Source organism: Vibrio sp. (genome assembly GCF_048266485.1).
Classification (GTDB): domain Bacteria; phylum Pseudomonadota; class Gammaproteobacteria; order Enterobacterales; family Vibrionaceae; genus Vibrio.
In genome coordinates this window covers 39,534-64,529 of record NZ_JBLWZK010000012.1, presented here as the reverse complement: position 1 = coordinate 64,529, position 24,996 = coordinate 39,534, and the positions used below count along the sequence as shown (strand labels likewise).

Annotated in this window: 23 protein-coding genes and 1 tRNA gene; 12 read left to right on the top strand and 12 right to left on the bottom strand. The window is 41.5% G+C overall.

Features of this window, described 5'->3' with window-relative positions; all coding sequences use genetic code 11:
• Positions 1-273: 273 nt before the first annotated feature.
• Together ACN0T8_RS13105 and ACN0T8_RS13100 are read left to right on the top strand one after the other, a co-directional pair.
• The gene (locus tag ACN0T8_RS13105) at positions 274-837 is read left to right on the top strand and encodes a sigma-70 family RNA polymerase sigma factor (protein ID WP_417881068.1); all 564 of its coding nucleotides are present in this window, start codon (positions 274-276) and stop codon (positions 835-837) included.
• On the top strand, positions 830-1,549 hold the full coding sequence (locus ACN0T8_RS13100; protein ID WP_417881067.1) for a DUF3379 family protein: 720 nt from the start codon (positions 830-832) through the stop codon (positions 1,547-1,549). The genes ACN0T8_RS13105 and ACN0T8_RS13100 overlap by 8 nt, the downstream gene beginning before the upstream one ends.
• A 316-nt stretch (positions 1,550-1,865) precedes the next feature.
• Here ACN0T8_RS13100 and ACN0T8_RS13095 read toward each other — a convergent pair whose 3' ends face one another.
• The 10 genes from ACN0T8_RS13095 to ccmA all read right to left on the bottom strand — a co-directional run bounded on the left by ACN0T8_RS13095 (position 1,866) and on the right by ccmA (position 10,176).
• Positions 1,866-2,612 carry a VacJ family lipoprotein gene (locus ACN0T8_RS13095; protein WP_417881105.1) on the bottom strand — a complete coding sequence of 249 codons (747 nt, stop codon included), beginning with the start codon at positions 2,610-2,612 and terminating at the stop codon, positions 1,866-1,868.
• Between the two features lie 384 nt (positions 2,613-2,996).
• Complete coding sequence (ccmI, locus tag ACN0T8_RS13090) at positions 2,997-4,229, bottom strand: c-type cytochrome biogenesis protein CcmI (protein ID WP_417881066.1); 1,233 nt, start codon at positions 4,227-4,229, stop codon at positions 2,997-2,999.
• Positions 4,226-4,723 carry a cytochrome c-type biogenesis protein gene (locus ACN0T8_RS13085; protein WP_417881104.1) on the bottom strand — a complete coding sequence of 166 codons (498 nt, stop codon included), beginning with the start codon at positions 4,721-4,723 and terminating at the stop codon, positions 4,226-4,228. Before ACN0T8_RS13085 ends, ccmI begins: the two co-directional genes overlap by 4 nt.
• The gene (locus ACN0T8_RS13080) at positions 4,723-5,307 is read right to left on the bottom strand and encodes a DsbE family thiol:disulfide interchange protein (protein ID WP_417881065.1); all 585 of its coding nucleotides are present in this window, start codon (positions 5,305-5,307) and stop codon (positions 4,723-4,725) included. Before ACN0T8_RS13080 ends, ACN0T8_RS13085 begins: the two co-directional genes overlap by 1 nt.
• Positions 5,308-5,309: 2 nt before the next feature.
• Positions 5,310-7,286, bottom strand: a complete 1,977-nt coding sequence (locus tag ACN0T8_RS13075; RefSeq protein WP_417881064.1) for a heme lyase CcmF/NrfE family subunit — start codon at positions 7,284-7,286, stop codon at positions 5,310-5,312.
• 5 nt (positions 7,287-7,291) lie between these two features.
• Positions 7,292-7,777, bottom strand: coding sequence for a cytochrome c maturation protein CcmE (ccmE, locus tag ACN0T8_RS13070; protein WP_417881063.1), 486 nt, complete (start codon positions 7,775-7,777; stop codon positions 7,292-7,294).
• Positions 7,774-7,980: a heme exporter protein CcmD gene (ccmD, locus tag ACN0T8_RS13065; protein ID WP_417881062.1), complete on the bottom strand. Its 207-nt coding sequence runs from the start codon at positions 7,978-7,980 to the stop codon at positions 7,774-7,776. The genes ccmE and ccmD overlap by 4 nt, the downstream gene beginning before the upstream one ends.
• Positions 7,981-8,751 carry a heme ABC transporter permease gene (locus tag ACN0T8_RS13060; RefSeq protein ID WP_417881061.1) on the bottom strand — a complete coding sequence of 257 codons (771 nt, stop codon included), beginning with the start codon at positions 8,749-8,751 and terminating at the stop codon, positions 7,981-7,983.
• 132 nt (positions 8,752-8,883) lie between these two features.
• A complete protein-coding gene (gene ccmB / locus ACN0T8_RS13055) occupies positions 8,884-9,552 on the bottom strand; it encodes a heme exporter protein CcmB (RefSeq protein WP_417881060.1) in 669 nt (222 codons plus the stop codon).
• 3 nt (positions 9,553-9,555) lie between these two features.
• Positions 9,556-10,176, bottom strand: a complete 621-nt coding sequence (gene ccmA / locus ACN0T8_RS13050) for a cytochrome c biogenesis heme-transporting ATPase CcmA (protein WP_417881059.1) — start codon at positions 10,174-10,176, stop codon at positions 9,556-9,558.
• Positions 10,177-10,476: 300 nt separating this feature from the next.
• Between ccmA and ACN0T8_RS13045 the strand changes: the two genes are divergently transcribed.
• Genes ACN0T8_RS13045 through phrB form a run of 3 tightly spaced genes read left to right on the top strand, consistent with a single transcriptional unit; the run spans position 10,477 to position 13,093 of the window.
• Positions 10,477-10,683 (top strand): hypothetical protein, encoded by a 207-nt coding sequence (locus tag ACN0T8_RS13045; RefSeq protein ID WP_417881058.1) that lies wholly within the window; start codon positions 10,477-10,479, stop codon positions 10,681-10,683.
• A 27-nt stretch (positions 10,684-10,710) separates the two neighbouring features.
• The gene (locus ACN0T8_RS13040; protein ID WP_417881057.1) at positions 10,711-11,664 is read left to right on the top strand and encodes a YbgA family protein; all 954 of its coding nucleotides are present in this window, start codon (positions 10,711-10,713) and stop codon (positions 11,662-11,664) included.
• 46 nt (positions 11,665-11,710) lie between these two features.
• A complete protein-coding gene (phrB, locus tag ACN0T8_RS13035; RefSeq protein WP_417881056.1) occupies positions 11,711-13,093 on the top strand; it encodes a deoxyribodipyrimidine photo-lyase in 1,383 nt (460 codons plus the stop codon).
• Between the two features lie 246 nt (positions 13,094-13,339).
• Here phrB and ACN0T8_RS13030 read toward each other — a convergent pair whose 3' ends face one another.
• Complete coding sequence (locus ACN0T8_RS13030) at positions 13,340-13,474, bottom strand: hypothetical protein (RefSeq protein WP_417881055.1); 135 nt, start codon at positions 13,472-13,474, stop codon at positions 13,340-13,342.
• 201 nt (positions 13,475-13,675) lie between these two features.
• Between ACN0T8_RS13030 and ACN0T8_RS13025 the strand changes: the two genes are divergently transcribed.
• Positions 13,676-13,752 (top strand) — tRNA-Arg (locus ACN0T8_RS13025).
• A gap of 79 nt (positions 13,753-13,831) precedes the next feature.
• Here the strand turns inward: ACN0T8_RS13025 and ACN0T8_RS13020 are convergent.
• Complete coding sequence (locus ACN0T8_RS13020; protein ID WP_417881054.1) at positions 13,832-15,697, bottom strand: ABC transporter ATP-binding protein; 1,866 nt, start codon at positions 15,695-15,697, stop codon at positions 13,832-13,834.
• A gap of 264 nt (positions 15,698-15,961) precedes the next feature.
• Between ACN0T8_RS13020 and ACN0T8_RS13015 the strand changes: the two genes are divergently transcribed.
• The 6 genes from ACN0T8_RS13015 (at position 15,962) to ACN0T8_RS12990 (ending at position 24,887) form a co-directional block, all read left to right on the top strand.
• Positions 15,962-18,061: a TonB-dependent siderophore receptor gene (locus ACN0T8_RS13015; protein WP_417881053.1), complete on the top strand. Its 2,100-nt coding sequence runs from the start codon at positions 15,962-15,964 to the stop codon at positions 18,059-18,061.
• A gap of 88 nt (positions 18,062-18,149) precedes the next feature.
• Entirely contained in the window at positions 18,150-18,920 is a 771-nt protein-coding gene (locus ACN0T8_RS13010) for an ABC transporter ATP-binding protein (RefSeq protein ID WP_417881052.1), read from the top strand.
• Between the two features lie 57 nt (positions 18,921-18,977).
• On the top strand, positions 18,978-19,880 hold the full coding sequence (locus ACN0T8_RS13005) for an iron-siderophore ABC transporter substrate-binding protein (protein WP_417881051.1): 903 nt from the start codon (positions 18,978-18,980) through the stop codon (positions 19,878-19,880).
• A 194-nt stretch (positions 19,881-20,074) separates the two neighbouring features.
• Positions 20,075-22,051, top strand: a complete 1,977-nt coding sequence (gene fhuB, locus ACN0T8_RS13000) for a Fe(3+)-hydroxamate ABC transporter permease FhuB (RefSeq protein WP_417881050.1) — start codon at positions 20,075-20,077, stop codon at positions 22,049-22,051.
• Positions 22,052-22,367: 316 nt separating this feature from the next.
• Positions 22,368-22,877 carry an OmpA family protein gene (locus ACN0T8_RS12995; protein ID WP_417881049.1) on the top strand — a complete coding sequence of 170 codons (510 nt, stop codon included), beginning with the start codon at positions 22,368-22,370 and terminating at the stop codon, positions 22,875-22,877.
• Between the two features lie 405 nt (positions 22,878-23,282).
• Positions 23,283-24,887, top strand: coding sequence for an ABC-F family ATPase (locus ACN0T8_RS12990; RefSeq protein WP_417881048.1), 1,605 nt, complete (start codon positions 23,283-23,285; stop codon positions 24,885-24,887).
• The last annotated feature ends 109 nt before the right edge of the window (positions 24,888-24,996 follow it).

Sequence of the window (24,996 nt, the reverse complement as noted above, 5' to 3'; positions counted from 1 at the left end):
CTTTACGAAATGAATTGCTTAACCGTAAAGAAAAATCATGTGGTCAGACCTCTGATTGTATACAAAGCTTTTTAAACATCCAACTAAAGAGACCAGTTTACTAAAGTACAAATAAAAACTTGTGACATAAACAATCAAATGCAGAATTAACAGTAAAACAACATCACTTGACCACAAGCACTACAAATAGTTAGCAATTTTCATCTTTCCCTCTTCCTTTCTACAGTAAAAACAAACACACTAATTATATTAGAGGCAATTTTAAGGATTTAGATGGCCATTTCTAAAATATTTGGAAAGAAAACCGACCATAGCACGGTCAATAAAGATATGAATAAACAAAAACGTTATGAGTCCCTAGTGAGGGCATACCATCGCGATTTATATCGTTATGCATATTGGTTATGTAAAGATCAACATATTGCCGAAGATTTGGTGCAAGAAACTTGTCTTCGTGCTTGGAAAGCCATCGACAGCCTAAAAGATGAGAAAGCGGCAAAGCCATGGTTAATCACTATTTTACGGCGTGAAAATGCCCGACGATTTGAACGTAAACAATTCAATTTGGTTGATATTGATGAACCAGGTAATAGTGGTAAAACCGATGATAGTGAGCATCATCAGCAAAAATGGTTACAAAAGCAGATCATGAATTTAGATGTTGAATATCGAGAGCCATTATTCTTGCAAGTGATTGGAGGATTCACCGGTGATGAAATTAGCCAAATCCTTGACCTCAATAAGAACACCGTGATGACTCGTTTATTCCGTGCTCGTAATCAAATCAAAGAGCAACTTGATGCAACTTCACCATCTCAGGGGGCCAACCATGGATGATTTAGAATTTAGACGTCGTTTACTCTCTGATCCGAATGATAAGAGTGATGATATTTTGGCTGAACTTGGTACTAATCCACAAAATAAAAAATATGCCGAAAGCCTACAAGAACTGGATAAGAAAATTGAGCAAGCATTCAAAGTCGAAGTGCCTGACGATTTGGCAGATAAAATTATTTTCCAAAATGCACCAATCCAACCTACATTGCATTTAACCAGAAAGGTTTGGGCTTTAGCGGCTTCAATTATCTTTACTTTCGGTTTATTAATTGGCCAGGTCAATTGGGGTAACTTGTTAGTGAAACCCGCTTATGCCCAACTCGATAAAATGGCAATCAACCATATTCTGAATGAAGAACCATTTATTGCCAAGATGAATGAAGGAAGCACTAAACAAGAAATACAATCAAAGCTCAATATGTATTCTTACCAACTTAATGGTGATTTCCCATATCATATCTATTATTTGAACCATTGTGGTTTTAGCCAAGATCATCATGCTCTACATATGGTGTTTCAAGGAAAAAAAGGCCGTGTTACTGCCTTTGTTTCCAACATTGAAGCTAAGAAAACCAGTCAGTTTACGCAAGATCATATGCAAGGTGAGATCATACCGCTTACCAAAGGCAGCTTAATACTAGTTGGTGAAAAAGGTGAGGATATTGCTGCTTTATCGCAAAAGATCGCGCCAATGTTTCACTTTGACCAATAAAATTCAATAAAAAGTCACCATCAATAATATAGTAACTACTGTCTCATAAAGCAGATGAGTAGTTACTATTATTGAACAATAATTCGTCAACTAAAGACTCAATCATTAGTTTTGCTTACCTATTAAGCATCAACATGGATATTCATTAAGAGATTACAAGTATTCATGCCGTAACCTATACTGATGCTATTATCCCCCTATATTCAGTATAACAAACCATTCTAGTTCGAATTAAAACTCAAAAAATGAAATCTTACTGCAAATATGTATTAAGGCTTTTTTGTTTAGTTGCTCATTTGAATTTGTCTCAAGATAGTTAGTAATCTTGCCCTAGATATTCTTCCAAAAGATCCTCGTCTAAAGCAGTTTCTGGCTGTTTGGTAATTTCAGCTTTAAAGTCTTGATGTTGTATATAGATACTTTTACTTAACTGATAAGAATCCGGTGAATTACGTAACAGCTCTTCTTGGCTTATCAATTCATAGCGCGACTCTAGCCCCTGAAATGCCCACTTACCAGCCTTTTGCCAGAAGGTTAGCCAGTTTAAAGGGATGTACAAGCCATCGATGGTATCGGCAGCGTCACGTACGGTAACAGGCCCGTAAGCTGGCAACATCAAGTAGGCTCCATTGCCAACTCCATAATGCCCTATTACATCACCAAACTCTCGACTCGTGCTGGATATATTAGCCATTGATGCCACATCAATTAAACCAAGTAAGCCAATCGTGCTGTTAATCCAAAAACGACTAAAATTCTCCACCGCTTGGTCACCATTGCCCATCAGCAAGTTATTCACTGCATTGGCTGGCTCATCAAGATTATTTAGAAAGTTATTCAGCCCTGTATGTATGGGCCACGGCGTCCATTCCATGTAGGCAATAGAAAGCGGTCGAACAACATAAGGGTCGAGTACTTTAAAATTAAAATCCCACATCAAACGATTGAAACCTTCAAAGAAGTCACCATCGTCATGATCTGTAGTCATTTTTTCCGAAGAAGGCGCCGTACTGCTTTGAGTTGTGGAAGCTTGTTCTTCAGGTGTCGAGCTACACCCTAACATCAACGTTGATGAGAGTAAGATAAGCGAAAATGAATAGTTGGTTTTTATATCACCCAAGCCACTACATCCTATGTCAACTTAAATATTGATTAATACCAATCACACTAATTAGATAACTAGAAATTGCGTAGGAAAAAGGCTTGAGAACAAGGCAAAAATTTTAACGCAGTTATCGAGTCTTTTAACAAGCAAGAATGATCAGATAATTCGTACGATTAGTATAACTTATCCCTGAGGAAATTAGAGTTATAGGTGCACGATCGACAAAACTATAACTTCAAATACCAATAAAATAAAAAAGGCAACGTAATTCAATACATTGCCTTTCTATAATTAAAGAAAATATGCAATAACGTTAATTGTATTGTATCTGAATATTAATTATCAATATTTCTTATCAATTGAAATTACCGCGTCATCACCAAGATGAATTGGCAAGCTTTCGCCATGCCAATCACCTTCACGAGTAGCGACATTACCATCACTATCAATACGTGCTTTCACCATAATGTCAGACAAGCTCGATAGCTTACGGCTTTCAATCATGCTGTTGTTATCATCTAAAACCACTGTCACAGGGAATTGAGAGAGCGGGTAACGTGCAGCTGCGATCGGCATTGGCGCACCATCAGCAGTATGAACAGAAACAATCAACACACCAGATTCTGGTAGCTTCACTTCTGGTGATAACGAAACCGTGACTTTAACCGGTGTGCCTTGGTAAGTTTTTTGTTCTGGATGATTAATCGCATCTAACTCACGCTGAGCCGTTTTAATACTGCGAGTAAGCATGTCGTAACGAGCATCATCTTTACCAATCTTAACTTGAAGCTGTTCCCAGTAATCGACAGCTTTGGCGTAATCGCCACTTTCATAAGCACTAAATGCCAACAAAGAGTAGACGCGCAAATCGACGTCAGGCTGTTTCATCAATTGCGCTAAAATCGAATCAGCTTTTTGTAAATCGGCTTGATCCGATGAGAACATTAACGCTTGAGCTAGGCTTAATTGCACATCTTGATTATTCGGCATCAAGTTATCGGCTTTAGTCAACGCACCAATCGCGGTTTCAATATCACGATTCGCTAAACCAATACGACCAAGTAATACCCAACCCGTTGCATCGTTTGCATTATATTGCAGACGAGAACGTAGTGCTAAAGTTAAATCTGCCATATCTTGTTCAGTTAATTCAACACCTTGAGGATTCATCAACTTTTGCGATAAAACAGGTAAGTTATTTTCAACTTGCTTCCAATGAACAACCTTACTATGCGCACCATATAAGGCATACCCTCCATAAGAAGCTACCGCCATAAAGATCACTAACGGTATTGCCATCCACTTAACCGCGGCAGAATCTTTCTTTTGTTGCTCGGCAACCGGAATATCATCCAATAAAGACTGTTTTAAATCTAAAACGAGATCATCTTTATTACCGACGATACCAGCCTGATCTTCAGACTCTAATTCGGCTAAACGGTCACGGAAAAACGCTTTGTTTAAATCATCACGTTGTGCCGCTTCATCCACCTCTTTTGGCTTTAGTAGTGGATATAAAACAAACACACAAGAGATGGCGAGTAAGATTATTGTACCAATCCAAAATGCTATCATGAATCACTGCCCTTCTTGTCGTTTGAATCAGATTCTTCTAAAAGCTCTTTTAAACGTTGCTCTTGTTCTTTATCCAATGATGTTGAATTTTTCACTTGAGCAGCGGCTGATTTTCGGCGGCTACGTATCACAATAAAGCCGAACCCAAAGATCACTATGCCTAACGGTGCAAGCCACAAGACTGCTGTTGATGGTGTTAATGGTGGATTGTAGGTTACGAAATTACCGTAGCGAGCCACCATGTAATCAACGATTTCTTGCTTCGACTTACCGTCTTTGGTCATTTGATACACTTTCAAACGTAAGTCTTTTGCCAATTCAGCATTGGAATCTGAAATTGAGTTATTTTGACACTTCGGACAACGCAGCGTATGGCTCAACTCTTGAAATTGCGCTTCTTGCTCTGGTGTATCAAAGTCGAACACTTCAATCGCAGACATCGCGGGCACTGCAAATAACATGCATAGCAGCATTAATAGTGAAGATTTTTTCATCATTGGGCACGCTCCATAGGAATTCGCGGCAATGCTGTTTTTTGACCTTCTAGCTTGTTATACAAAGGCAATAAAGTTTCGTTCCAGTTTTCAACATTCACATCCCCCACATGGCGGTACTGAATATGACCATTGGCATCAATCAAGAACGTTTCTGGTGCGCCGTAGACCCCAAGATCTAAGCCAAACATGCCACTACCATCAAATAGCACGACCTGATATGGGTTACCGAGATCTCTTAACCATTTCTTAGCTTTCTCACGGTCATCTTTGTAATTCAAACCAACGATTTTTACGCCTTGCTCTGAAAGCTTATTCAAGAACTGATGTTCCGCATAACACGTTGGGCACCAAGTTGCCCACACATTAAGTAATAAAGGCTGGCCTTGAAATAAACGTTTATCATAAGTTTTATTTTCTTGAAATAAATCTTCTAGCTTAAATTCAGGTACTGGCTTACCTACCAATACTGATTCTAGTTTAGTGGGATCATCACCATCAGCATTACGAGTAAGTTGCGTAGCAAATACCACAACCAAGATGGCAAATAACGCTAAAGGTGCAAACAAGATTTTACGGTTCATGATTACGCCTCCTTCTCAGCTGATTTCGTTGATTTTTCGGTTTTTTTACGAAAGCGATAACGTTTATCACTGATCGCTAATGCACCACCAATCGACATTAAAATCGCACCAAACCAAATCCAGCGAATAAACGGTTTATAGTAGATACGAACCGCCCATGCATCGGTACCTTCTAAACGCTCCCCCATTGCAACATACAAGTCACGAGTGAAACCGCGGTCAATTGCCGCTTCGGTCATCATAGAACGGGCCGTATGGTAGAAACGTTTTTCAGCATGCAGTTCGTTTACATAGTTACCATCTTCACTAATGATGAAATCAGCAATAAAGCCTTCATAGTTCGGGCCGTCATGGTCACGTACACCAGCAAAGTCAAACTGATAACCATGAATATCAAACTTATCACCCGGTGCTAAACGAACATCACGTTCAATGCTGTAGTTTTGCACCATCGCAATACCAATGATGGTTACCGCCAAGCCAATATGACCTAACATCATCGCCCAATGGCTACGCTGTAATTTGGTTAGACCTTTAAAGAAAGTATGACGGTGTGTCGCACGTTGATATAACTCAAAGCCATGCATCGTAAAAATCCAAATCGCCATGAACCAACCTAGTGTTGCAAGCGGCATAAATTGTTTAGACGAAATTAAAGCAATCACCGTTGCGCCAACGACTGAAACCACCAGTGACACTAGCATCGGTACTTTCACTTCCGCCAAGTTATCACGCTTCCAACGAACCATTGGGCCAATACCGAGAATCAAGGTAAATGGCACGATTAACCAAGTGAACAAGGTATTAAAGAATGGTGCACCAATCGATACAGACCCCATACCAATTTGCTTATGAACAAGCGGTAATAGAGTACCAATCAGAACCACGACCAATGCCGCTATTAACAAAATATTATTAGATAACAAGGCGTTCTCACGTGAGATAAGTGAGTAGTTACCACGTACACGAACTGACGCTCCTTTGAGAGCAAACAGTAGCAGCGAACCACCAATCACTAGTGCAAGGAAAGCCAGAATAAACATGCCGCGAGCTGGATCCGATGCGAATGAATGCACCGATACCAAAATCCCCGAACGAACTAAGAAGGTACCCAGTAAACTTAATGAGAATGCGCTGATCGCTAGCAATACTGTCCAAGCTTTAAAGGTGCCGCGTTTTTCGGTTACAGCCAATGAGTGCATCAGTGCGGTACCCGCTAGCCAAGGCATGAAAGATGCGTTTTCAACGGGATCCCAGAACCACCAGCCGCCCCAGCCTAATTCATAATATGCCCACCATGAACCTAGAGCGATACCAACAGTCAAAAATACCCATGCTGCCGTTGTCCAAGGACGAGACCAACGAGCCCAAGCCGTATCTAGACGACCTGTCATTAATGATGCAATAGCAAATGAGAACGCGACTGAAAAACCTACATAACCCATATACAGCATTGGTGGGTGAATAATTAAGCCCGGATCTTGTAGTAGAGGGTTTAAGTCACGGCCATCAATTGGGAAGTAAGGCAAGGTGCGTAAAAATGGATTTGAGGTCAGAATGATAAATAGCAAGAAGCCAATCGAAATCATCCCCATTACTGCTAATACGCGAGATACTGACTCTTGTGGCATTCCGCGACTAAAGGTTGCCACCGCAACAGTCCAGATAGCTTGAATAAGTACCCAAAGAAGCAGAGAGCCTTCGTGCGCGCCCCATACAGCAGTTAAGCGATAGTACCAAGGCAGCAAACTGTTCGAGTTACTCGCCACATACTGCAAGGTAAAGTCGTTACTATAAAACGCCCAAAGTAGCGTCCCGAATGAAAATGCTAGCGTTAGAAACATTCCCCAAGACAGAGGACGCGCCATGCCCATTAAAGTGCGGTTATTAACACTCGCACCATACATAGGCAATGCACTTAGTAAAATAGAAAACCCTAATGCAAGAATTAAGGCAAAATGTCCAAGTTCAGCAATCATTGCACTTATTCCTGATTTTTCATGGTGTGGGTTTCGTAGTCATAATCAGCATTATGGCCTTTCTTCATTGCATCTTCGATTTCTGAAGGCATGTAGTTTTCATCATGCTTAGCCAACACTTCAAATGCTTCAATGGTTGTTGCATCAACCAATGTTCCTTGAGCAACGATCCCCTGACCTTCACGGAATAAATCAGGCAAGATACCTTCGTAAGTTACCGTCACCGTAGGGCCAAGGTCTTTAAGATCAAAACTCACTTTTAAAGAATCAGGGTCACGTTTAACTGAACCTTCAACCACCATACCACCGATACGCAAACGCTCACCAATGTGTGGCATGGTACCATCGGGCTTACCGTTGACCAGCTCTGTTGGTGTATAAAATAAGTTCATATTCTGATTAAGCGCATACATGGTTAAACCAACCGTTCCTGCTACACCGATTAGAATAGCCAAAATGATTGCGAGTCTTTTTTTGCGTCTAGGTGTCATAATGTGTTTTCCATCTTTTTTGCCGCTTGACGACGTTCTTCACGGTCAATTTTTTGTTGGATTTCTTTCAATAAAGCTTTGTCATCTGAAGCACTTTTCCAGCACACAATAAACATACTAAAAAATGTGATCCCAAAAGAAGCCCAAACATAAGCGGCATACCCCCCCATATTTAAGAAATCACTAAATGAGTCAAAATACATTTATTTCACCTCCGTTGATTTTGAGCCTTTGGCTGCATTTTGTTTTACTAATTGCAAAACCCAAGGACGGTGACTTTCACGGCGAATAATTTCAGTACGGAAACGAATCATAGTGACCGCACCAAAGAAGAAGGCAAAACCAAAAATATTACACAATAACGGCCATAGCATGCCTGGAGCAATCGAAGGCTTACCAATCTTAGTAATGGTGGCACCTTGATGTAGGGTATTCCACCACTCTACTGAATAGTGAATAATAGGGATATTGACGACACCCACAACCGCCAAAATACCGGCGGCCTTTGCTGCTGTCTTTTGATCATCAAAGGCGTGATAAAGCGCAATCACACCTAGATAGAGAAATAATAGAATCAATTCAGAGGTTAAGCGAGCATCCCATACCCACCAAGCACCCCACATCGGTTTCCCCCAGACTGCACCGGTAATGAGAGCAATAAAGGTATAAACCGCGCCAATTGGAGCCATTGCAGAAGCGGCCATATTCGACAACTTAAGCTGCCAAACTAAGCCAATAAATGCCGCGATAGCCATTGACATATAAATGCCCATCGACCAAATAGCAGCAGGTACATGGATATAAATAATACGAAAGCTATCACCTTGTTGGTAATCAGCAGGCGCAAACGCAAGCCCCCAAATCGTACCCACCAGCAATAGTCCAAATGCCAAGACAGAAAACCAAGGCAGTAAGGTTCCGCACAACTGATAGGTTTTTTCAGCTTTTGCGTATGGATGTAACCATTTCCACATTTTGCTTCTCACTTTGTTTTGTAGGCTATTTTTGCTCTACTTTATAATTTTTTAACTTAAATCGTACTTGCTTGCCTTTGCTCATCACAAATGGTTCACCACAAGCTCTATTTATCATTAATTAATTTATTATTAATTCACACTGATACGTAACGATGCGCTAATCGCAAATGGCGTTAAGGTTGCAGCCCCCAATAACATCGCCCCTAGAATCGCGAGTTGGCCTGAATAGCCAAAACCACTAGTGGCAGCTTCAATCGCAGAAGTAGCAAAAATAAGTACCGGAATATACAAAGGTAAAACCAGCAAGCTTAACAGTACGCCACCTTTTTGCAGCCCCACCGTTAACCCAACACCAATCGCACCAATAAAACTCAAGGTCGGTGTACCAAGTAGTAAGGTAATGACCACCGCCAACCAAGTCTGAAAATCTAGCGATAGTAGTATTGCAAGTAATGGACTAATTAAAATTAACGGCAAGCCTGTCAACAACCAATGAGCAATCACTTTAGAGATCACCACCAGTGGTAAAGGAATTGGCAACAGCATTAATTGCTCTAATGCCCCATCGTTAAAGTCATCTCGAAATAAGCGCTCTAAAGATAACAGAGCCGAAAGCAAAGCAGCTACCCAAATAATGCCAGCTGCAATACGCGCTAACAAATTCGGCTCAGGACCAATACTTAAAGGAAACAGCGTAATAACAATGATAAAGAACCATAAAGGGTTAAATACATCAGCTTGACGACGATAAGCAATTAACAACTCGCGGCGAACAATGACCAGCATACTTGAGATCATTATTTACTCTCCCAACCGAATGGTTTTAAGTTGATCCATTTCGGTAAACATATCTTGGTGAGTCGTAAACAATACCATTCCACCATTTTGTGTATGTTCAACAAACAAAGCTTCAATCACTTTTATGCCTTGCTTATCAATGGCTGTCAGCGGCTCATCTAAAATCCAAAGGGGATGACGACTTAACCATAAGCGCGCGAGTGCGACACGTCGTTGCTGCCCCGCCGATAACTTACCGGCTGGAATATCTTCTTTACCGGCCAAACCAACTTTAGCTAACGCCATCCAAATATCCTCTTCTGTGACGCCTATTGAGCCATTTAGTTTCTGATAAAAGGAAAGGTTTTCAAATGCGGTCAGTTCTTTTTTAACGCCAGTTTGATGTCCGATAAACAATAAATCTTGATGAAAAGCATCGCGGTCTATACGAGCTTCAATGCCTTTCCAAAGTACTTTTCCAGCTTCACTATCGCCTAATCCAGTAATAATTCGCAACATAGTCGTTTTGCCCGAACCATTACGTCCCTCAACTTGAACGAGATCACCAGCCGAAACAGAAAAGCTCACTGACTCAAATAATTCTCTGTCATCACGAATCGCTGTTAAATCACGCACTTCCAGCATAAATCTTCATCTATAATTAAATTAAGGGGCACTCATGTTACCACAGGAAAACACTCTCGGAAGAGTTAACATGTAAAGCATTTAATGAATGTTCAGATAATCACAAAAATAACAAAAATACAGCTTATTCAGTCAATAAAAACTCAACGTCAAATTACATTACGAATATAAATCTCTTCTCGATAATAACGGACTGACATAGCATACCCATAACCCCAAAGAGGTATAGTGGTTGTCAACTGAGATTTTAATGATTTGAGTCAAAAAGGTGTTCAAAAGCACACCGGCAAGAAGATAACAATGAGCACGGACATTAACGGTGAGTTTAAAGATAGAATGGGTAAATACCAAAAAGGGGACTTCATTTGGCTAACCGGACAACACGAGCATACTCCCACCACTACTACGGGTTGTTTATGTTTCACCGTATCCAATGATGCACTACAATTTACTCAAGGGATCTCAAAGCTATTAACCCCTATCGGGCAATTTATTAAATTCACTTAGTCTTAGGCAGAAAGGAGTCGCCATAGTATGAAGCTACTAGTAGAGAAAAAACCGACAATTGGTATCAGTGCCTGTGTCGCCGGAGAGCAAGTGCGCTTTGATAAAGGACACAAACGCTCTGATTTCTGTATGAGTCAACTCGCCCCTTTTGTTCACTACCAAGCCTTTTGCCCAGAAGTGGCGATTGGCTTGCCGGTCCCTCGCCCTACTATTCGTCAAGTTCAACTAAGTGATGGAATACATGTCAGTCGTCCTGATGGCGATGGTGATGTCACACAAGACTTAGCCGAATACGGTCAAACCATTGCTAGTCAAATCGAGCACCTTAGCGGCTTTATCTTTTGTCAAAAAAGCCCGAGCTGTGGCATGGAAAGAGTTAAGGTTTATCAAGAAGACGGTAAAGGCAGCACCGCCTCTGGCATAGGCTTATTCACCAAGCAAATCATAATGCAGAACCCAAACCTACCTTGTGAAGAAAATGGCCGTTTAATGGACCCCGCACTACGCGAGAATTTTATGATCCGAGTGTTCACTTATCGACATTGGCAAGATTTATTATCCTCTGGCCTGACTAAACACAAACTGATTGAGTTTCATAGCGAACGTAAGTACTTACTAATGAGCCACCACCTGATTAGCTATAAAGAAACTGGCCGTCTCCTTGCTCGTGCCGACCTCGAACTAGAGGAGATGGCACAACAATACATCTCGTTGTTAATGTCTGGCTTAAAGTATGTAGCAACGCATAAAAGCCACACCAATACGCTGCAACACCTGCAAGGCTACTTCAAAAAAGTGCTCACCAAACAGCAAAAAAGTGAACTATCCACTCATATTAATGACTTCCGAGCAGGGTTAGTTCCTCTACTAGTACCGCTAACTTTGATCAATCACTATCTAAAAGAATTTCCCCAACAATATTTAGCGGCTCAAGTGTATTTATCACCCTATCCACAAGAGCTGAAATTACGTTACATCTAAAATTGTTATTCTGCTCTATATAAAATTCATAAGCAAAAGGTAAGCCATGAATCTTGTTTGGTTTCGCAATGATCTAAGAATCGACGATAACCCAGCCTTATACCACGCGATTGCCGCGGGTCAGCCATTTCACGCTTTGTTTATTTCTACGCCTTCGCAATGGCAAACGCATGATATGGCACCAATAAAAATTGATTTGATTGAAAGACATGTCAACTTGCTGTCTGAGCAACTCGGCCAACGTGGCATTCATTTTAAACACATTGAAGCCAGCGATTTTGCCGAGCAAGCACAAGCGCTCATCGCATATTGTCAGCAGCAAAACATCGAGACCATTTTTGCCACCCAAGAAGTTGAATTTAACGAGCAGCAGCGCGACCAAGCCTTGTTAGATGATGGCCTACCCTTAACTTTGTTTGAAGCTGACGTCATTGTGTCTAAAGGAGCCGTTCTCAATGGTCGGAATGAAATGTACAAAGTATTCACGCCATTTAAAAAAGCGTGGGCAAGTTCATTAGAAAGAGCCCATGTCGCGCCTTTACAAGTTTCCTTGCCATCATTAAAACCTGTTAGCAACCCTGCCATTACGTTTAACGCTACTAAGCAAGATTCTACCAAGTGGCCTTTGGCGAATACCGTATTGCAGCAAGTGCTTCCGAATTTTCTAACCATTAAATACCAAGACTACCATCAAGACCGAGACTACCCGGCGATAAAAGGAACCTCCGGTTTATCCCCCTATTTAGCCATTGGTGCAATCAGTGCAAAACGCGTGTTTGCCGAACTCTCTCACCATTACCCCAATGCTCTGGAAATGATTTCACAGCCGCAAGGGAGTTGGCTCAACGAATTAGCGTGGCGTGATTTTTATCGTCATTTATTACACCACTTTCCAAAGCTCAATAAGCATCATAATTTCAATGACAAATATGACCATTTGCCTTGGCCCAATTCGCCTCAATTATTAGCCGCCTGGCAACAAGCCAAAACTGGTTATCCAATTGTCGATGCCGCAATGAGGCAGTTAGTACAAACCGGTTGGATGCATAATCGCTTAAGAATGATTGTTGCGAGCTTTCTCACCAAGCATTGCCTAGTGGATTGGCGACTAGGTGAAAATTTTTTCATGCAACACTTAATTGATGGCGATCTCAGTGCCAATAACGGCGGTTGGCAATGGGCGGCAGGCACAGGTTGTGATGCTCAGCCCTACTTTCGAATATTTAACCCCATCACTCAAAGTGAAAAATATGATCCAGATGGCAGCTTCATCCGTAAGTATTTACCAGAGTTAGAAAATGTACCTTTGAAACACCTACATTTTCCACACGAATATATAAAGCAAAACAATATTGATACTTATTGGCCAGCCATTGTCGACCATCCAACCGCAAGACAACAAGCATTAAGTTTCTATAAAGCAGAATAGAAGATCGATAAAGGGACAAGACATGATGCTGGCTTCGGAACGGATTTCCAGCCTTATTATTTACAACTTTATAGAAACCTACCAAACACTTAATAAAGACCATTTGTATTTATTGGCAGAGATCTATGATTCGTCAATCGAATTTCAAAATCCACTATACCAAATTAGTGGCCTAGATAGCCTTCATTGCGACTTTGAAAAACGGTAATGGGCGAAAGGTAATCGTGAGCGATATGCTTAAACTGATTAATCTCGCCCAAGCAAACTGGCACTTTTAACAGCTTGTAGATCTTCATCTAAGGACAACGCTATCTGACTACGTTTTAATGAAAGCTCAACATGACGTTTCGCTGCCGCTTTCATTTTATCATCGCCAACCATGCACAACGCAGTCAGTGCTTTTTGTAAATGAATTTCACTAATTAATTAAAGAGTTAAGGAAGACATTAAGCAATTAAAATTCATCAAGAATTGAACTTGTGAACAAAAAAACAACGCTTGTGCAGCATTCAGCTGTAGAAAACTATATGAGTATTGGATTATCTAGTTAAAATCCGTATTATTCTCAAGGTTAGTCTTTTGGTCCCCATAGCTCAGCTGGATAGAGCGTCCCCCTCCTAAGGGGAAGGCCGTAGGTTCGACTCCTACTGGGGACGCCATAAGACATGAAAAACCACCAAAAAAAGACCTGCCACCGAAGCAACAAGCCTTTCATTTAATATATGCCCAATTAATCAGCTACGATACTGTTTCATCCTCAACTGAATCATCTTCATCGCTCCCTAAGAACCCACCAGTTTGGTGTGCCCAAAGTTGTGCGTAAATACCGCCTTGTGACAATAGCTCTTGATGCGAGCCTTGCTCCAAAATTTCACCTTGATCAAGTACGATTAAGCGATCCATTGCCGCAATGGTGGATAAACGGTGTGCAATCGCGATAACGGTTTTACCTTCCATCAATTCATATAAGCTTTCTTGAATCGCGGCTTCGACTTCTGAATCAAGTGCTGATGTGGCTTCATCCATAATTAAGATTGGTGCATCTTTTAACAACACGCGAGAAATCGCGATACGTTGACGTTGACCACCAGACAATTTCACCCCACGTTCACCCACTTGAGCATCGTAGCCTACGTTGCCAAAAGTATCGGTTAAGCTTTCAATAAACTCATGCGCATGAGCTTGCTTGGTTGCCGCAAGAAGTTCTTCTTCTGTCGCATCAGGACGACCATATAGAATATTCTCACGAATCGTGCGGTGCAATAACGAGGTATCTTGCGTGATCATACCAATCTTGCCGCGCAGCGAGTCTTGTTGAACTTTAGAAATGTCTTGGCCATCAATACGGATCGTGCCACTTTCCAAATCATAAAAACGCAGCAGTAGATTAACCAGTGTCGATTTACCCGCACCTGAACGCCCGACTAAACCAACCTTTTCACCCGGCTTAATATTCAGGTTCAAATCAGTGATCACAGCTTTGTTTGATTCCCCATAGTGGAAGCTGATCTTATCAAATTCAATTTGACCTTTATCGACTTTAAGTGCTGGCGCATTTTCAACATCTTGAGTGACTACTGGTTTAGAAAGCGTATTCATGCCATCGACTACGGTACCGATATTTTCAAAAATGGCGCTGATTTCCCACATAATCCATTTCGACATACCTTGAATACGCAAAGCTAAGCTGATCGCCACCGCAATGGCACCAACGGTGATCATGCTGTTCATCCATAAGCCAATAGACAGAGCGGCTACCGAGAAAAGCAGCATGTAATTAAGCATGTCAATACTGAATAAGAACACGGTTGCGAGACGCATTTGCGCGTACACTGTTTTCAAAAATGACTTCATGCCTTTTTCTGCATAGTCCGTTTCACGGTTAGTGTGTGAGAACAGTTTCACCGTCGCAATATTGGTATAACTATCAACGATACGGCCAGTCATTAATGAACGTGCATCAGCCTGTTCAGTGGCAATTCGCTTCATTTTTGGAACAAAATAAACCTGAGTCAGAACATAAGCCACTAGCCAAACAAATACCGGAACCATCAGCCATAAATCAGCCTGCGCCATTAATACAAACATCGACACAAAATAGACAGTGATATAAACCAGCATATCGGCGAACTTCATCACTGTTTCACGGATAGCGAGCGACGTTTGCATCACTTTAGTGGCAATTCGCCCGGCAAAATCATCTTGGTAGAAAGTCACACTTTGATTGAGTAGGTACCGGTGCGCTAACCAACGAATCGACATTGGGAAGTTACCTAGTAACGTTTGGTGCATGATCATCGAGTGGAAGAAGCCAATTACAGGAATCACCACAACAATCACCAAACCCATACCGATAATGCGCATGCCCTCTGCATCCCATAATGTTTCTGGGGTATGAGTTGAAAGCATATCTACAATCGAACCCATGAAGCCCATCAACGAAACTTCAATAATGGCGATACACGCACTCAAAATCGACATAAATAGAATAGGTAATAAAAAATCACGGCTGTAATGCATACAAAAAGCAAACAAGGTACTCGGCGGAGTGTTGACTGTATCTTTAGGAAAAGGTTTCGTTAAACCTTCAAAAAACTTGAACATAAAGTGGTTCCATTCAGAAATGAGGCGTTCAAAAATTAAATCGAGTGAAACTCAATAAAGACATGTGCTACCGACTAATGCCACAGTAGAAATGTGCCGCTATCATAAAGGGAAAATGGTTAATTTCCCACCCCCTATTGATATCGGTCATGATCTACTTTCCTTTATTCATGATTTTGCAAATAAACTCTAGGCAGAACCTATAAAAATGAATACAATTCTAAACAATAATGATTATCAATTAATGAAACAATGGATTGATTTATGTCTTTCACTTTGAACCCTACTTCACAAGCCGTTTCTCACATTATGAAACCTGCTCTTGGACTTTCTTTAGCCCTTATCGCTCTCCCTTCTTTTGCTGAAGAAAAAGCTACAACAGAAAATTTAGATACCATCACAGTAACCGCCTCAGCATTAAAAGTTGAGACACCACTCGCCGAAACTCCGCGCAGTGTATCCGTGATCGATGAAGAGCAACTATCTGTTCAACAACCAACAAAATTAGACGAAGTCTTGCGTTATCAGCCAGGTGTTATGACGCAACCGTATGGTTCTGATAATGATACCGATTGGTTTAAAATCCGTGGTTTTGATGCCGCAACTTATTTAGATGGAAATCGCCTTTATCAAGTAGGCTACTACGTTTGGACATTGGAGCCTTACGGTCTAGAACAAGTTGAAGTATTAAAAGGTCCTGCTGCGATCTTATATGGTGAAGCGCCTCCAGGTGGTGTAGTTAATGCTGTAAGCAAACACCCTGGGTATACAGAAGGTGGAGAATTACAACTCCAAGCAGGTACGAACAATCAGCAACAAGTTGGCGTCGATGTCACAAGCTTTGTTGATCAAGATGGTGATGTTCGTTTTCGTTTAGTCGGTATGATGAGCCACCGTGATGGTACTCTAGATGAAACTTACACCGACCGTGTTTATCTTGCTCCTAGCCTAGCCTGGGATATCAGCCCTGATACCAATATCACTTTCCTTGCCTCTTATAAAAAAGATGATGGCGTACCGACTAACCCATTTAAACCCGCTTACGGCACCTTGATTGATACGCCACAAGGTAAGCTCGACCCAAGCACCAATTTAGGTGAGCCTGATTATGATAAAAATGAAAATGAACAGTTCTCTCTTGCTTACGAATTAGAACATCACTTTAATGACATTTGGCAATTCAAGCAAAACACTCGTTATGCCCATACAGATTTACTATTACGTAGCACTTACGCTTTCGGCAGTGAAACAAGTGCCGATCTATCAAGAGGGATCATCTATCGAAATGGTTCAACTGATTCCTATAGTATGGATAACCAAACTATCGCTAATTGGAGCACATCTAGAACAGATAATACTTTCTTATTTGGCATTGATTTACAGCACTATCAAAATGACAGTATGGAAGCAGATGATTGGGGGGTAGCTTGGGGGGGGACTACTGGTAGTATCAACGCATTCAACCCGGAATATGGCAATTATCAACCTATTGATGACCGTGCTACCCCTGTTGATATCACTAAGGATCAAGCAGGATTTTATGCTCAACAACAAATTAAATTAGATAATAAGTGGATTATGAAAGTCGGTGGTCGTTATGACATCGTACGTCTTCAAAATGACAGTGCTGGTACCAAAGAAGATTTGCATAATACCAACTTTGCTTTAAGTGGTGGTCTTATGTATGTCAGTGATTTCGGTGTAACACCATACATTAGCTACGATGAATCCTTTGAAGTTCTGGCCTCCGTTGATCCGACAACAGGAAAAGCCTACAAACCACTTGAAGGACAACAAACAGAAGCGGGTTTCAAATATGAGCCAAGCTTTATCAATGGCTACTTTAATCTCGCTTGGTTCGATATTACTCAGAAAAATGGCCTGGTCACAACTCAAAGTGTCGCTACACAAAGCGGTGAATTAACCTCTCAAGGTGTTGAGTTTGATGCTGTCGTATATGTGACCGAAGATTTACTCGCAAAAGCAAACTATACCTATACAGATGCTAAAACAGATATGAGTGCGGATAGCGATCCCATTCGTACCCCACTCATTCCTCGTCATATGGCATCATCTTGGTTAGAGTATGATTTTAGCCACTTAGGTTTAGATAGCTTTGTTCTTGGTGCAGGTGTTCGCTATATGGGTAGTTCTGTTGGACACGATTCTACTGGTGTTGGAATACTCAATGTTCCAAGTGTCACCTTATTCGACGCCATGGCTCGCTACGACATTACACCTAAATGGCGTGCGCAAGTTAATGTTAATAATTTGACTGATAAAAAGTACGTTTCTAGCTGTGATTACTACTGTTACTACGGTGAAGAATTGACCGCTACCGCAACTATTAACTATACGTGGTAACGAAACACCTTAAACGCACTAGGGCTATTGAGTTCAATGGCCCTAGTTTTTGTTTTCTAGTACCCAATAAATAACCCCAGAGAAAAAGATGTTCAAACTCAACCAAGTTCGTGTTCACCGAGATAATCGCGATATTTTATCGATTGATGAACTTTCCATTCCGAGTGATGGATTGACGGTTATGCTGGGCCATAATGGTAGCGGTAAATCGACACTGGTTAACCTGCTTTCAGGACAATCGAAAGCCGACTCTGGACAAGTGACACTCAACGAGACTGAAATTTCCACTTTTTCTCAAAAACAATTAGCCAAAGAAATTGCTTTTTTACCGCAAAAATTGCCAGATGTTGCAGGGCTTACGGTGCAAGAATTGGTACGCTTAGGTCGTTTCCCTTGGCGTGGTGTGTTTGGTCGTTGGCAAAATGATGATGAGAAAATTATTGTCGAAGCGATGCAAAAAACTGGCGTTGAACAATATGCTAATAACCTTGCCGATAAACTCTCTGGCGGTGAACGTCAGCGCGCTTGGGTTGCCATGTTATTGGCGCAGCAATCTCCAGTGCTGATCCTCGATGAACCGACCTCTGCCCTCGATATTCATCATCAATACCATTTAATGGATTTGCTACAAGAACTGAATCAGCAAACTGGCTGCGGCATTTTAGTTATCTTACACGATCTGAATTTGGCGCTCCGTTATGCCACTCATATCGTGGCGCTAAAGCAAGGCAAGGTAGCTTTTAGCGGCGCAAAAGAATTACTACTCGATGATCAACGATTAACGGATTTATACGAAACCGATATTCAACTTTTAGATCACCCACAGCAAGATGATCAAAAAATAGCCGTCGTGATTTAAAAGCCCAAAAGATTTACCAATGATCGCTTTTCCCAGAAACTAGGAAACATTTTCAATATGAAAACACTCTCTTTAATCATAGCGTTATTTAGCCTACCAAGTTTCGCGTCGATTACCGTCACCGATAGTCTAGGTGAACATCAATTAGATAGTCACCCGAAACGTATTGTCGCTTTAAACTGGGATCTCGCTGAACAATTACTCGAACTTGATGTTACTCCCATTGGTGTGCCAAATATCAAAGACTACACCACTTGGGTCGTCAAACCGGCCATTCCTGAATCTGTACAAGATCTCGGCACCCGCGCTGAACCGAATATGCAAAAGCTAGCGGAATTAAAACCAGACCTCATTTTGGCAGCTTCACCACAAAAAGATCTGATCCCTCGTCTGCAGACCATTGCACCAGTGTTGTATTATCAAACCTACAATGCCGATCAAGACAGCGCTAAAGCCGCCATTGAAAATTTCCGCAACATTGCAGTCGTGGTTAACAAAAGCGATTTAGCGGAACAAAAACTCAATGCCATGTATCAGCGCTTTGCCGACTTAAAAGTACAACTCGAAACCGCATTTAATGGTGAAATGCCAAATGTCGCGGCAATGCGCTTTGCTAACCAAACCTCAATTTATTTATATGCGAACAACTCGACTACTGACTACGTGATCCACCAACTCGGTTTAAGCACTGCACTTCCTCAACCAGCTAAAGAATGGGGTATCGTGCAAAAACGAATGACCGACCTACAGCATATTAAAGATGGTTATGTAATCTACTTTGGCCCATTTACCGACGCGCAAAAAGCTCAATTAAATAAATCTATGCTCTGGAAAGCGATGCCATTTGTTCGTAATGGCCATGTTAATGAAGCAGACTCAGTATGGAATTATGGTGGTGCAATGTCGATGCTGTATATTGCAGAATCAATTACTAAAAGTTTGTTGGAAGTAAAAGAGTAATTTTCGTTGCTCGTATAGCGTATCTCGTGGCTCGACAAGCAATGAGATACCTAAGCCGTTTATAACGCCAGAGTGCATCAACGATTAACTTTTTTAATCTCACACTACTAATAGAAGAGTCGTTTCATTGCTCCAATAAAGTTAAATTTTTCCACCCTTTTCGAGCAACGAAAACCGAGACACGAGAAACGTTTATGAACTCCCTTCGCTTCCCTATCATCATTGCTACGTTCTCCGCATTATTTCTAATCGCGGTCGCTAGCCTACAAATCGCCAATCCACTTACCATTTCTCAACAATGGCATTTATTGATGGGTACGGAAGCGCAAGAGTTTGCTGATTTCAATTTTATTTATGCGCAACTGCCCCGTGCAGTAATGGCGATTATCGTCGGTGCGATGTTTGGTTTAGTTGGCAGCTTGATGCAGCAATTAACTCAAAACTCGCTAACTTCCCCACTTACGCTTGGAACGTCTTCTGGTGCTTGGCTGGCTCTCATCGTGGTCAACGTCTGGTTTCCGAATCTTGCTAGCGATTACATGGCACTTTCCGCAATGGTCGGGGCAATGTTTGCGATGGGACTGGTAATTACTATTGCTGGGCCGAAAAACATCACTGGTCTACCGCTTATTTTATCCGGTATGGTCGTCAACATATTGTTTGGCGCAATTGCCACAGCGATTATTTTGCTGAACGACCAATACGCTAAAAATGTATTTATTTGGGGTGCTGGCGATCTCGCGCAAAATGGCTGGGAAATGGTGCAATGGCTCTTCCCTAGACTCTCGGTTGCTCTAGTCTTACTGGTTATCGCGCCACGTATTTTAAATTTAATGCGTTTAGGGCATCAGGGAGCAGCCGCTCGTGGTCTCAATGTTATTCCTTATTTCATTGTTTTGATCGCACTGGGCCTATGGGTAGTTTCCGCTTCGATTACTGCGGTTGGTGTAATTAGCTTTATTGGTTTATTGTCACCTAATATTGCCCGCGCTATTGGTGCAAGAACACCGAAAGCTGAGCTGTATACCAGCATGCTCATTGGTAGTATCGCCCTTCTAGCCACTGACATACTGGCGCTGTTAATTAGCCAATTCACTCAAGAAATGATACCAAGTGGCACAACTGCGGCAGCCATCGGTGCGCCCGCCTTGGTTTGGTTCAGCCGCCGAGCATTAAAAGCACAAGACCAGATCTCTATAAAACTTCCGCCAAGTAAGACGCAGCTTTCAAATTTAGTGATACCCAGCTTAATTATCATGACAAGCGTGATGTTAATTATCAGCGCCACACTATCAATGACAGACAATGGCTTACTCTGGGCGATTCCCGATAGCTTTACGTGGGACTTGCGCTGGCCTCGCTTTGTGACTGCGCTTGCTGCAGGTGTTGCCTTAGCGGCCGCCGGTACTGTATTGCAACGCCTGATTTACAACCCATTAGCGAGCCCTGATATCCTTGGTATCTCCGCAGGAGCCACCTTCGCTTTAGTAGGCGCTACTGTATATTTAGGCACGAACATTTTTACTTCAGGTTCATTGATTGCCTTTTTCGGCAGCATGAGCGTGCTTGCTGTTTTACTACTTCTAGGGCGTAAAAATCAATTTGCGCCATCGAGTATGATCCTAATTGGTATCGCCATCAATGCATTAATCGAATCTTTGGTTCAATTTGCACTAGCAAAAGGTACTCAGGATAGTTACACCATTATCGGTTGGCTAGCGGGTTCGACATACCGAGTTTCCGGAAAAAGTGCCATTATGTTAGCGCTTAGCGTCACCGTCATTTTTGCTGCATTAGTCAGCGTTTCTCGGTGGTTAACACTTATTTCTGCAGGCCGCCAATTTGCTTCCGCTCGCGGTTTGAATGTACAAGCTACTAGCGTCATTCTACTTTGTAGTGTCGCTCTACTTTGCGCTTTGGTTACCAGCACCATGGGCCCTGTTGCATTTGTTGGTTTATTAGCACCACATATGGCTGTAATGCTTGGCGCGAAACAAGCACGGTCTCAATTATTAGTTGCTGGGCTTACAGGTGGTTTACTTATGTTAATTGCTGATTGGATTGGGCAGAGCATTTTATTCCCAATGCAAGTGGCAGCGGGTACCGTTGTTTCAATTGTTGGTGGAAGCTACTTCTTACTATTATTAATTAGAGGGCAAAAGAGACATTAATATTCCCGTGATATTTTTTAAAAAAAAATCAGGATAAGGTAAGTACCTCAACCCAAATATCACTCTTTTTATGAAAAATAACATACATTTAACAGGGTTTAATTGGTAAATGCTTGTTTTTCATTTATGATTACCCATACTATAAGTGGATGTTGAAGCCATACATAAATAAAATACAACTAGTTGTAATTAAATGTCATCTTCAACTATATTTAGAATCTCTCATTGATGGCTCTAAAGGAATCTGCTTAGTTGTAGAGCTACAAAACGACAACGTTTTATAGTTAAAATCGGAGTAACAATAATGGAAAAAAATATGAAAAAGAATGTTTTAGGAATGGCTTGTGCTCTAGGTCTAATGGCAACACTAGCAGGTTGTAGCTCAAGTGAAGAAGTAGCAGAAGCTCCAACGACTACACAAACTGAAGCGCCAGCACCAGTAATGGCTCCTGTAAGTCTAAGTGCAGACCTACTATTTGATTTCGATTCTGCAAAACTAAAAACAACGGATGAAATTGATCAAGCTGTTAGCCAAGCAACGGCTGCTAACCTAAAATCAATCACTATTGTTGGTCACACTGACAGCGTTGGTACTGAAGAATACAACCAAAAGCTATCTGAAGAGCGTGCTCAAGCAGTTGCAGATTACCTAACGAGTAAAGGTTTTGACGCTAACCTAATGTCAGTAAGCGGTGACGGTGAAATGTCCCCAGTTGCTGACAATAATACTTCTGATGGCCGCGCTAAAAACCGTCGTGCAGACGTAAGCGTGACAATTGAAGTTGAGCAACCTGTTGAAATGCCGACAGATACTATGGCGGAATAATCAAGAGTACGACTCCTCACTATATCTTCTATAAATAGTGAATTCGAGTACACAAAAAGAGTGGAGCCTTCATAGCTCCACCTTTTTATTACATTGAACAGATACCCATTCAAACTTTGAACCAAACTAAAAGAAAATTATTAGCAGGCATTGGAAAAATACGGAGCAATCACATCTAAAATCGGTTGTTTATTTCTCTCACACGATGGTGCATTTTGCTTAGCCATTTATAAAACTCCCCAAATTAGAATAGTAAAATCAGCATAACATTTGTTATTCGTTAATCCTGAACTTTCTTGTCTGTTCTTTAAGCAATAAGTCTGTATAATCCGCCGCCTATTTACACTTCAATTTTGATGCGTTCTACCTGCTATTCAGTGCTACCCATCACCTAAGGATATTTCTTTGATTTCAACCGCAAACATCACCATGCAATTTGGTGCTGAACCTTTATTCGAAAACATCTCAGCCAAGTTTGGCAACGGCAATCGTTATGGCTTAATTGGCGCTAATGGCTGCGGCAAGTCAACTTTCATGAAAATCCTTAGTGGTGCACTTACTCCTAGTTCAGGTAATGTTTCTATTACTCCAGGATTAAAACTTGGCGTACTAAGCCAAGATCAATTTGCCTTTGAACAGCATAATGTTATTGATGTTGTGATCATGGGAGATCGCAAATTATGGGAAATCAAACAAGAGCGTGACCGCATTTATTCTTTACTTGAAATGAGTGAAGAAGAGGGTATGAAAGTCGCAGAACTTGAAAGCGAATTTGCCGAGATGGATGGCTACACTGCCGAAAGCCGTGCCGGTGATATTCTGATCCAAGCGGGTATCGAAGAAGAATTCCATTTTGACTTAATGCAGCGTGTTGCACCGGGTTGGAAATTACGTGTGTTGCTAGCTCAAGCGCTATTTGCTAACCCAGATATTTTGTTGCTCGATGAGCCAACCAATAACTTGGACATTCACACCATCAACTGGTTGGCAGAAGAATTGAACCAGCGTAAGTGCACGATGATCATCATCTCGCATGACCGCCACTTCTTAAACTCAGTGTGTACTCACATGGCGGATATCGATTATGGCGAACTGCGTATTTATCCGGGTAATTACGAATATTTCCTTGAAGCATCGAGCTTGATCCGTGAGCAATTACTTTCAAGTAACGCTAAGAAAGAAGCCGAAATTAACGAACTACAAGATTTTGTGAACCGTTTTGGTGCTAATGCATCTAAAGCTAAGCAAGCTAGCTCTCGTGCTAAGAAAATGGATAAAATCAAACTCGATGAAGTGAAATCATCAAGTCGTATTAGCCCATCGATTGATTTTGGTGAAGGAAAAAAACTGCACCGTTTAGCATTAGAGCTTCAAGAACTCGGCCACGCGTTTGAAGATGAATTACTGTTTGAAGGCGGTAATTTATTACTTGAAGCCGGAACTCGCCTTGCAGTCATTGGTGAGAACGGTGTAGGTAAAACCACTCTACTACGTTGCCTAGTTAAAGATTTAGAGCAAAACCAAGGTGTGGTGAAATGGTCGGAAAATGCCTCTATCGGTTACTGCCCACAAGACAGCACCAAAGATTTCGATAACGACTTGAGCATCTTTGACTGGATTTCACAATGGCGTACCACCAAGCATGATGACTTAATGGTGCGTGGCATTTTAGGTCGTCTACTCTTTACTGCGGATGACGCGAATAAAAAAGCGCGTAACTGTTCTGGTGGTGAAAAGAACCGTCTATTGTTTGGCAAGCTAATGATGCAAGACATTAACGTATTAGTGATGGATGAGCCAACCAACCATATGGATATGGAAGCGATTGAAGCTTTAAACTCAGCGCTTAAAGTCTACAAAGGTACTTTGATCTTTGTTAGCCACGACCGCGAGTTTGTTTCCTCGCTTGCGACCTCAATCATTGATGTGAAAGACAAGAAATTAGTGAGCTTCCAAGGTACTTATGATGAGTACTTAGATCATCAGAAGAAGATGATGGCTGTGGCGTAAAAAAGCTTAACCCAAAAATCAAAGCAAATAAATAAAGGCAATAATCCTAGCGATCACTGCCTTTTTTATTGATACGGCTGACTCATCAAAATTCAGATCAAGCAAACAC

What these genes read in the sequence shown, in the direction of transcription:
- ccmE (WP_417881063.1), bottom strand. Translation starts at nt 7,777, where the DNA reads ATGACACCTAGACGCAAAAAAAGACTCGCAATCATTTTGGCTATTCTA.
- ACN0T8_RS13015 (WP_417881053.1), top strand. Translation starts at nt 15,962, where the DNA reads ATGTCTTTCACTTTGAACCCTACTTCACAAGCCGTTTCTCACATTATG.
- ACN0T8_RS13100 (WP_417881067.1), top strand. Translation starts at nt 830, where the DNA reads ATGGATGATTTAGAATTTAGACGTCGTTTACTCTCTGATCCGAATGAT.
- ACN0T8_RS13010 (WP_417881052.1), top strand. Translation starts at nt 18,150, where the DNA reads ATGTTCAAACTCAACCAAGTTCGTGTTCACCGAGATAATCGCGATATT.
- phrB (WP_417881056.1), top strand. Translation starts at nt 11,711, where the DNA reads ATGAATCTTGTTTGGTTTCGCAATGATCTAAGAATCGACGATAACCCA.
- ACN0T8_RS13095 (WP_417881105.1), bottom strand. Translation starts at nt 2,612, where the DNA reads ATGTTAGGGTGTAGCTCGACACCTGAAGAACAAGCTTCCACAACTCAA.
- ACN0T8_RS13005 (WP_417881051.1), top strand. Translation starts at nt 18,978, where the DNA reads ATGAAAACACTCTCTTTAATCATAGCGTTATTTAGCCTACCAAGTTTC.
- ACN0T8_RS12995 (WP_417881049.1), top strand. Translation starts at nt 22,368, where the DNA reads ATGAAAAAGAATGTTTTAGGAATGGCTTGTGCTCTAGGTCTAATGGCA.
- ccmI (WP_417881066.1), bottom strand. Translation starts at nt 4,229, where the DNA reads ATGATAGCATTTTGGATTGGTACAATAATCTTACTCGCCATCTCTTGT.
- ACN0T8_RS13020 (WP_417881054.1), bottom strand. Translation starts at nt 15,697, where the DNA reads ATGTTCAAGTTTTTTGAAGGTTTAACGAAACCTTTTCCTAAAGATACA.
- ccmA (WP_417881059.1), bottom strand. Translation starts at nt 10,176, where the DNA reads ATGCTGGAAGTGCGTGATTTAACAGCGATTCGTGATGACAGAGAATTA.
- ACN0T8_RS13075 (WP_417881064.1), bottom strand. Translation starts at nt 7,286, where the DNA reads ATGATTGCTGAACTTGGACATTTTGCCTTAATTCTTGCATTAGGGTTT.
- ACN0T8_RS13030 (WP_417881055.1), bottom strand. Translation starts at nt 13,474, where the DNA reads ATGGTTGGCGATGATAAAATGAAAGCGGCAGCGAAACGTCATGTTGAG.
- ACN0T8_RS13105 (WP_417881068.1), top strand. Translation starts at nt 274, where the DNA reads ATGGCCATTTCTAAAATATTTGGAAAGAAAACCGACCATAGCACGGTC.
- ccmB (WP_417881060.1), bottom strand. Translation starts at nt 9,552, where the DNA reads ATGATCTCAAGTATGCTGGTCATTGTTCGCCGCGAGTTGTTAATTGCT.
- ACN0T8_RS13040 (WP_417881057.1), top strand. Translation starts at nt 10,711, where the DNA reads ATGAAGCTACTAGTAGAGAAAAAACCGACAATTGGTATCAGTGCCTGT.
- ccmD (WP_417881062.1), bottom strand. Translation starts at nt 7,980, where the DNA reads ATGTATTTTGACTCATTTAGTGATTTCTTAAATATGGGGGGGTATGCC.
- fhuB (WP_417881050.1), top strand. Translation starts at nt 20,075, where the DNA reads ATGAACTCCCTTCGCTTCCCTATCATCATTGCTACGTTCTCCGCATTA.
- ACN0T8_RS13045 (WP_417881058.1), top strand. Translation starts at nt 10,477, where the DNA reads ATGAGCACGGACATTAACGGTGAGTTTAAAGATAGAATGGGTAAATAC.
- ACN0T8_RS13060 (WP_417881061.1), bottom strand. Translation starts at nt 8,751, where the DNA reads ATGTGGAAATGGTTACATCCATACGCAAAAGCTGAAAAAACCTATCAG.
- ACN0T8_RS13085 (WP_417881104.1), bottom strand. Translation starts at nt 4,723, where the DNA reads ATGAAAAAATCTTCACTATTAATGCTGCTATGCATGTTATTTGCAGTG.
- ACN0T8_RS13080 (WP_417881065.1), bottom strand. Translation starts at nt 5,307, where the DNA reads ATGAACCGTAAAATCTTGTTTGCACCTTTAGCGTTATTTGCCATCTTG.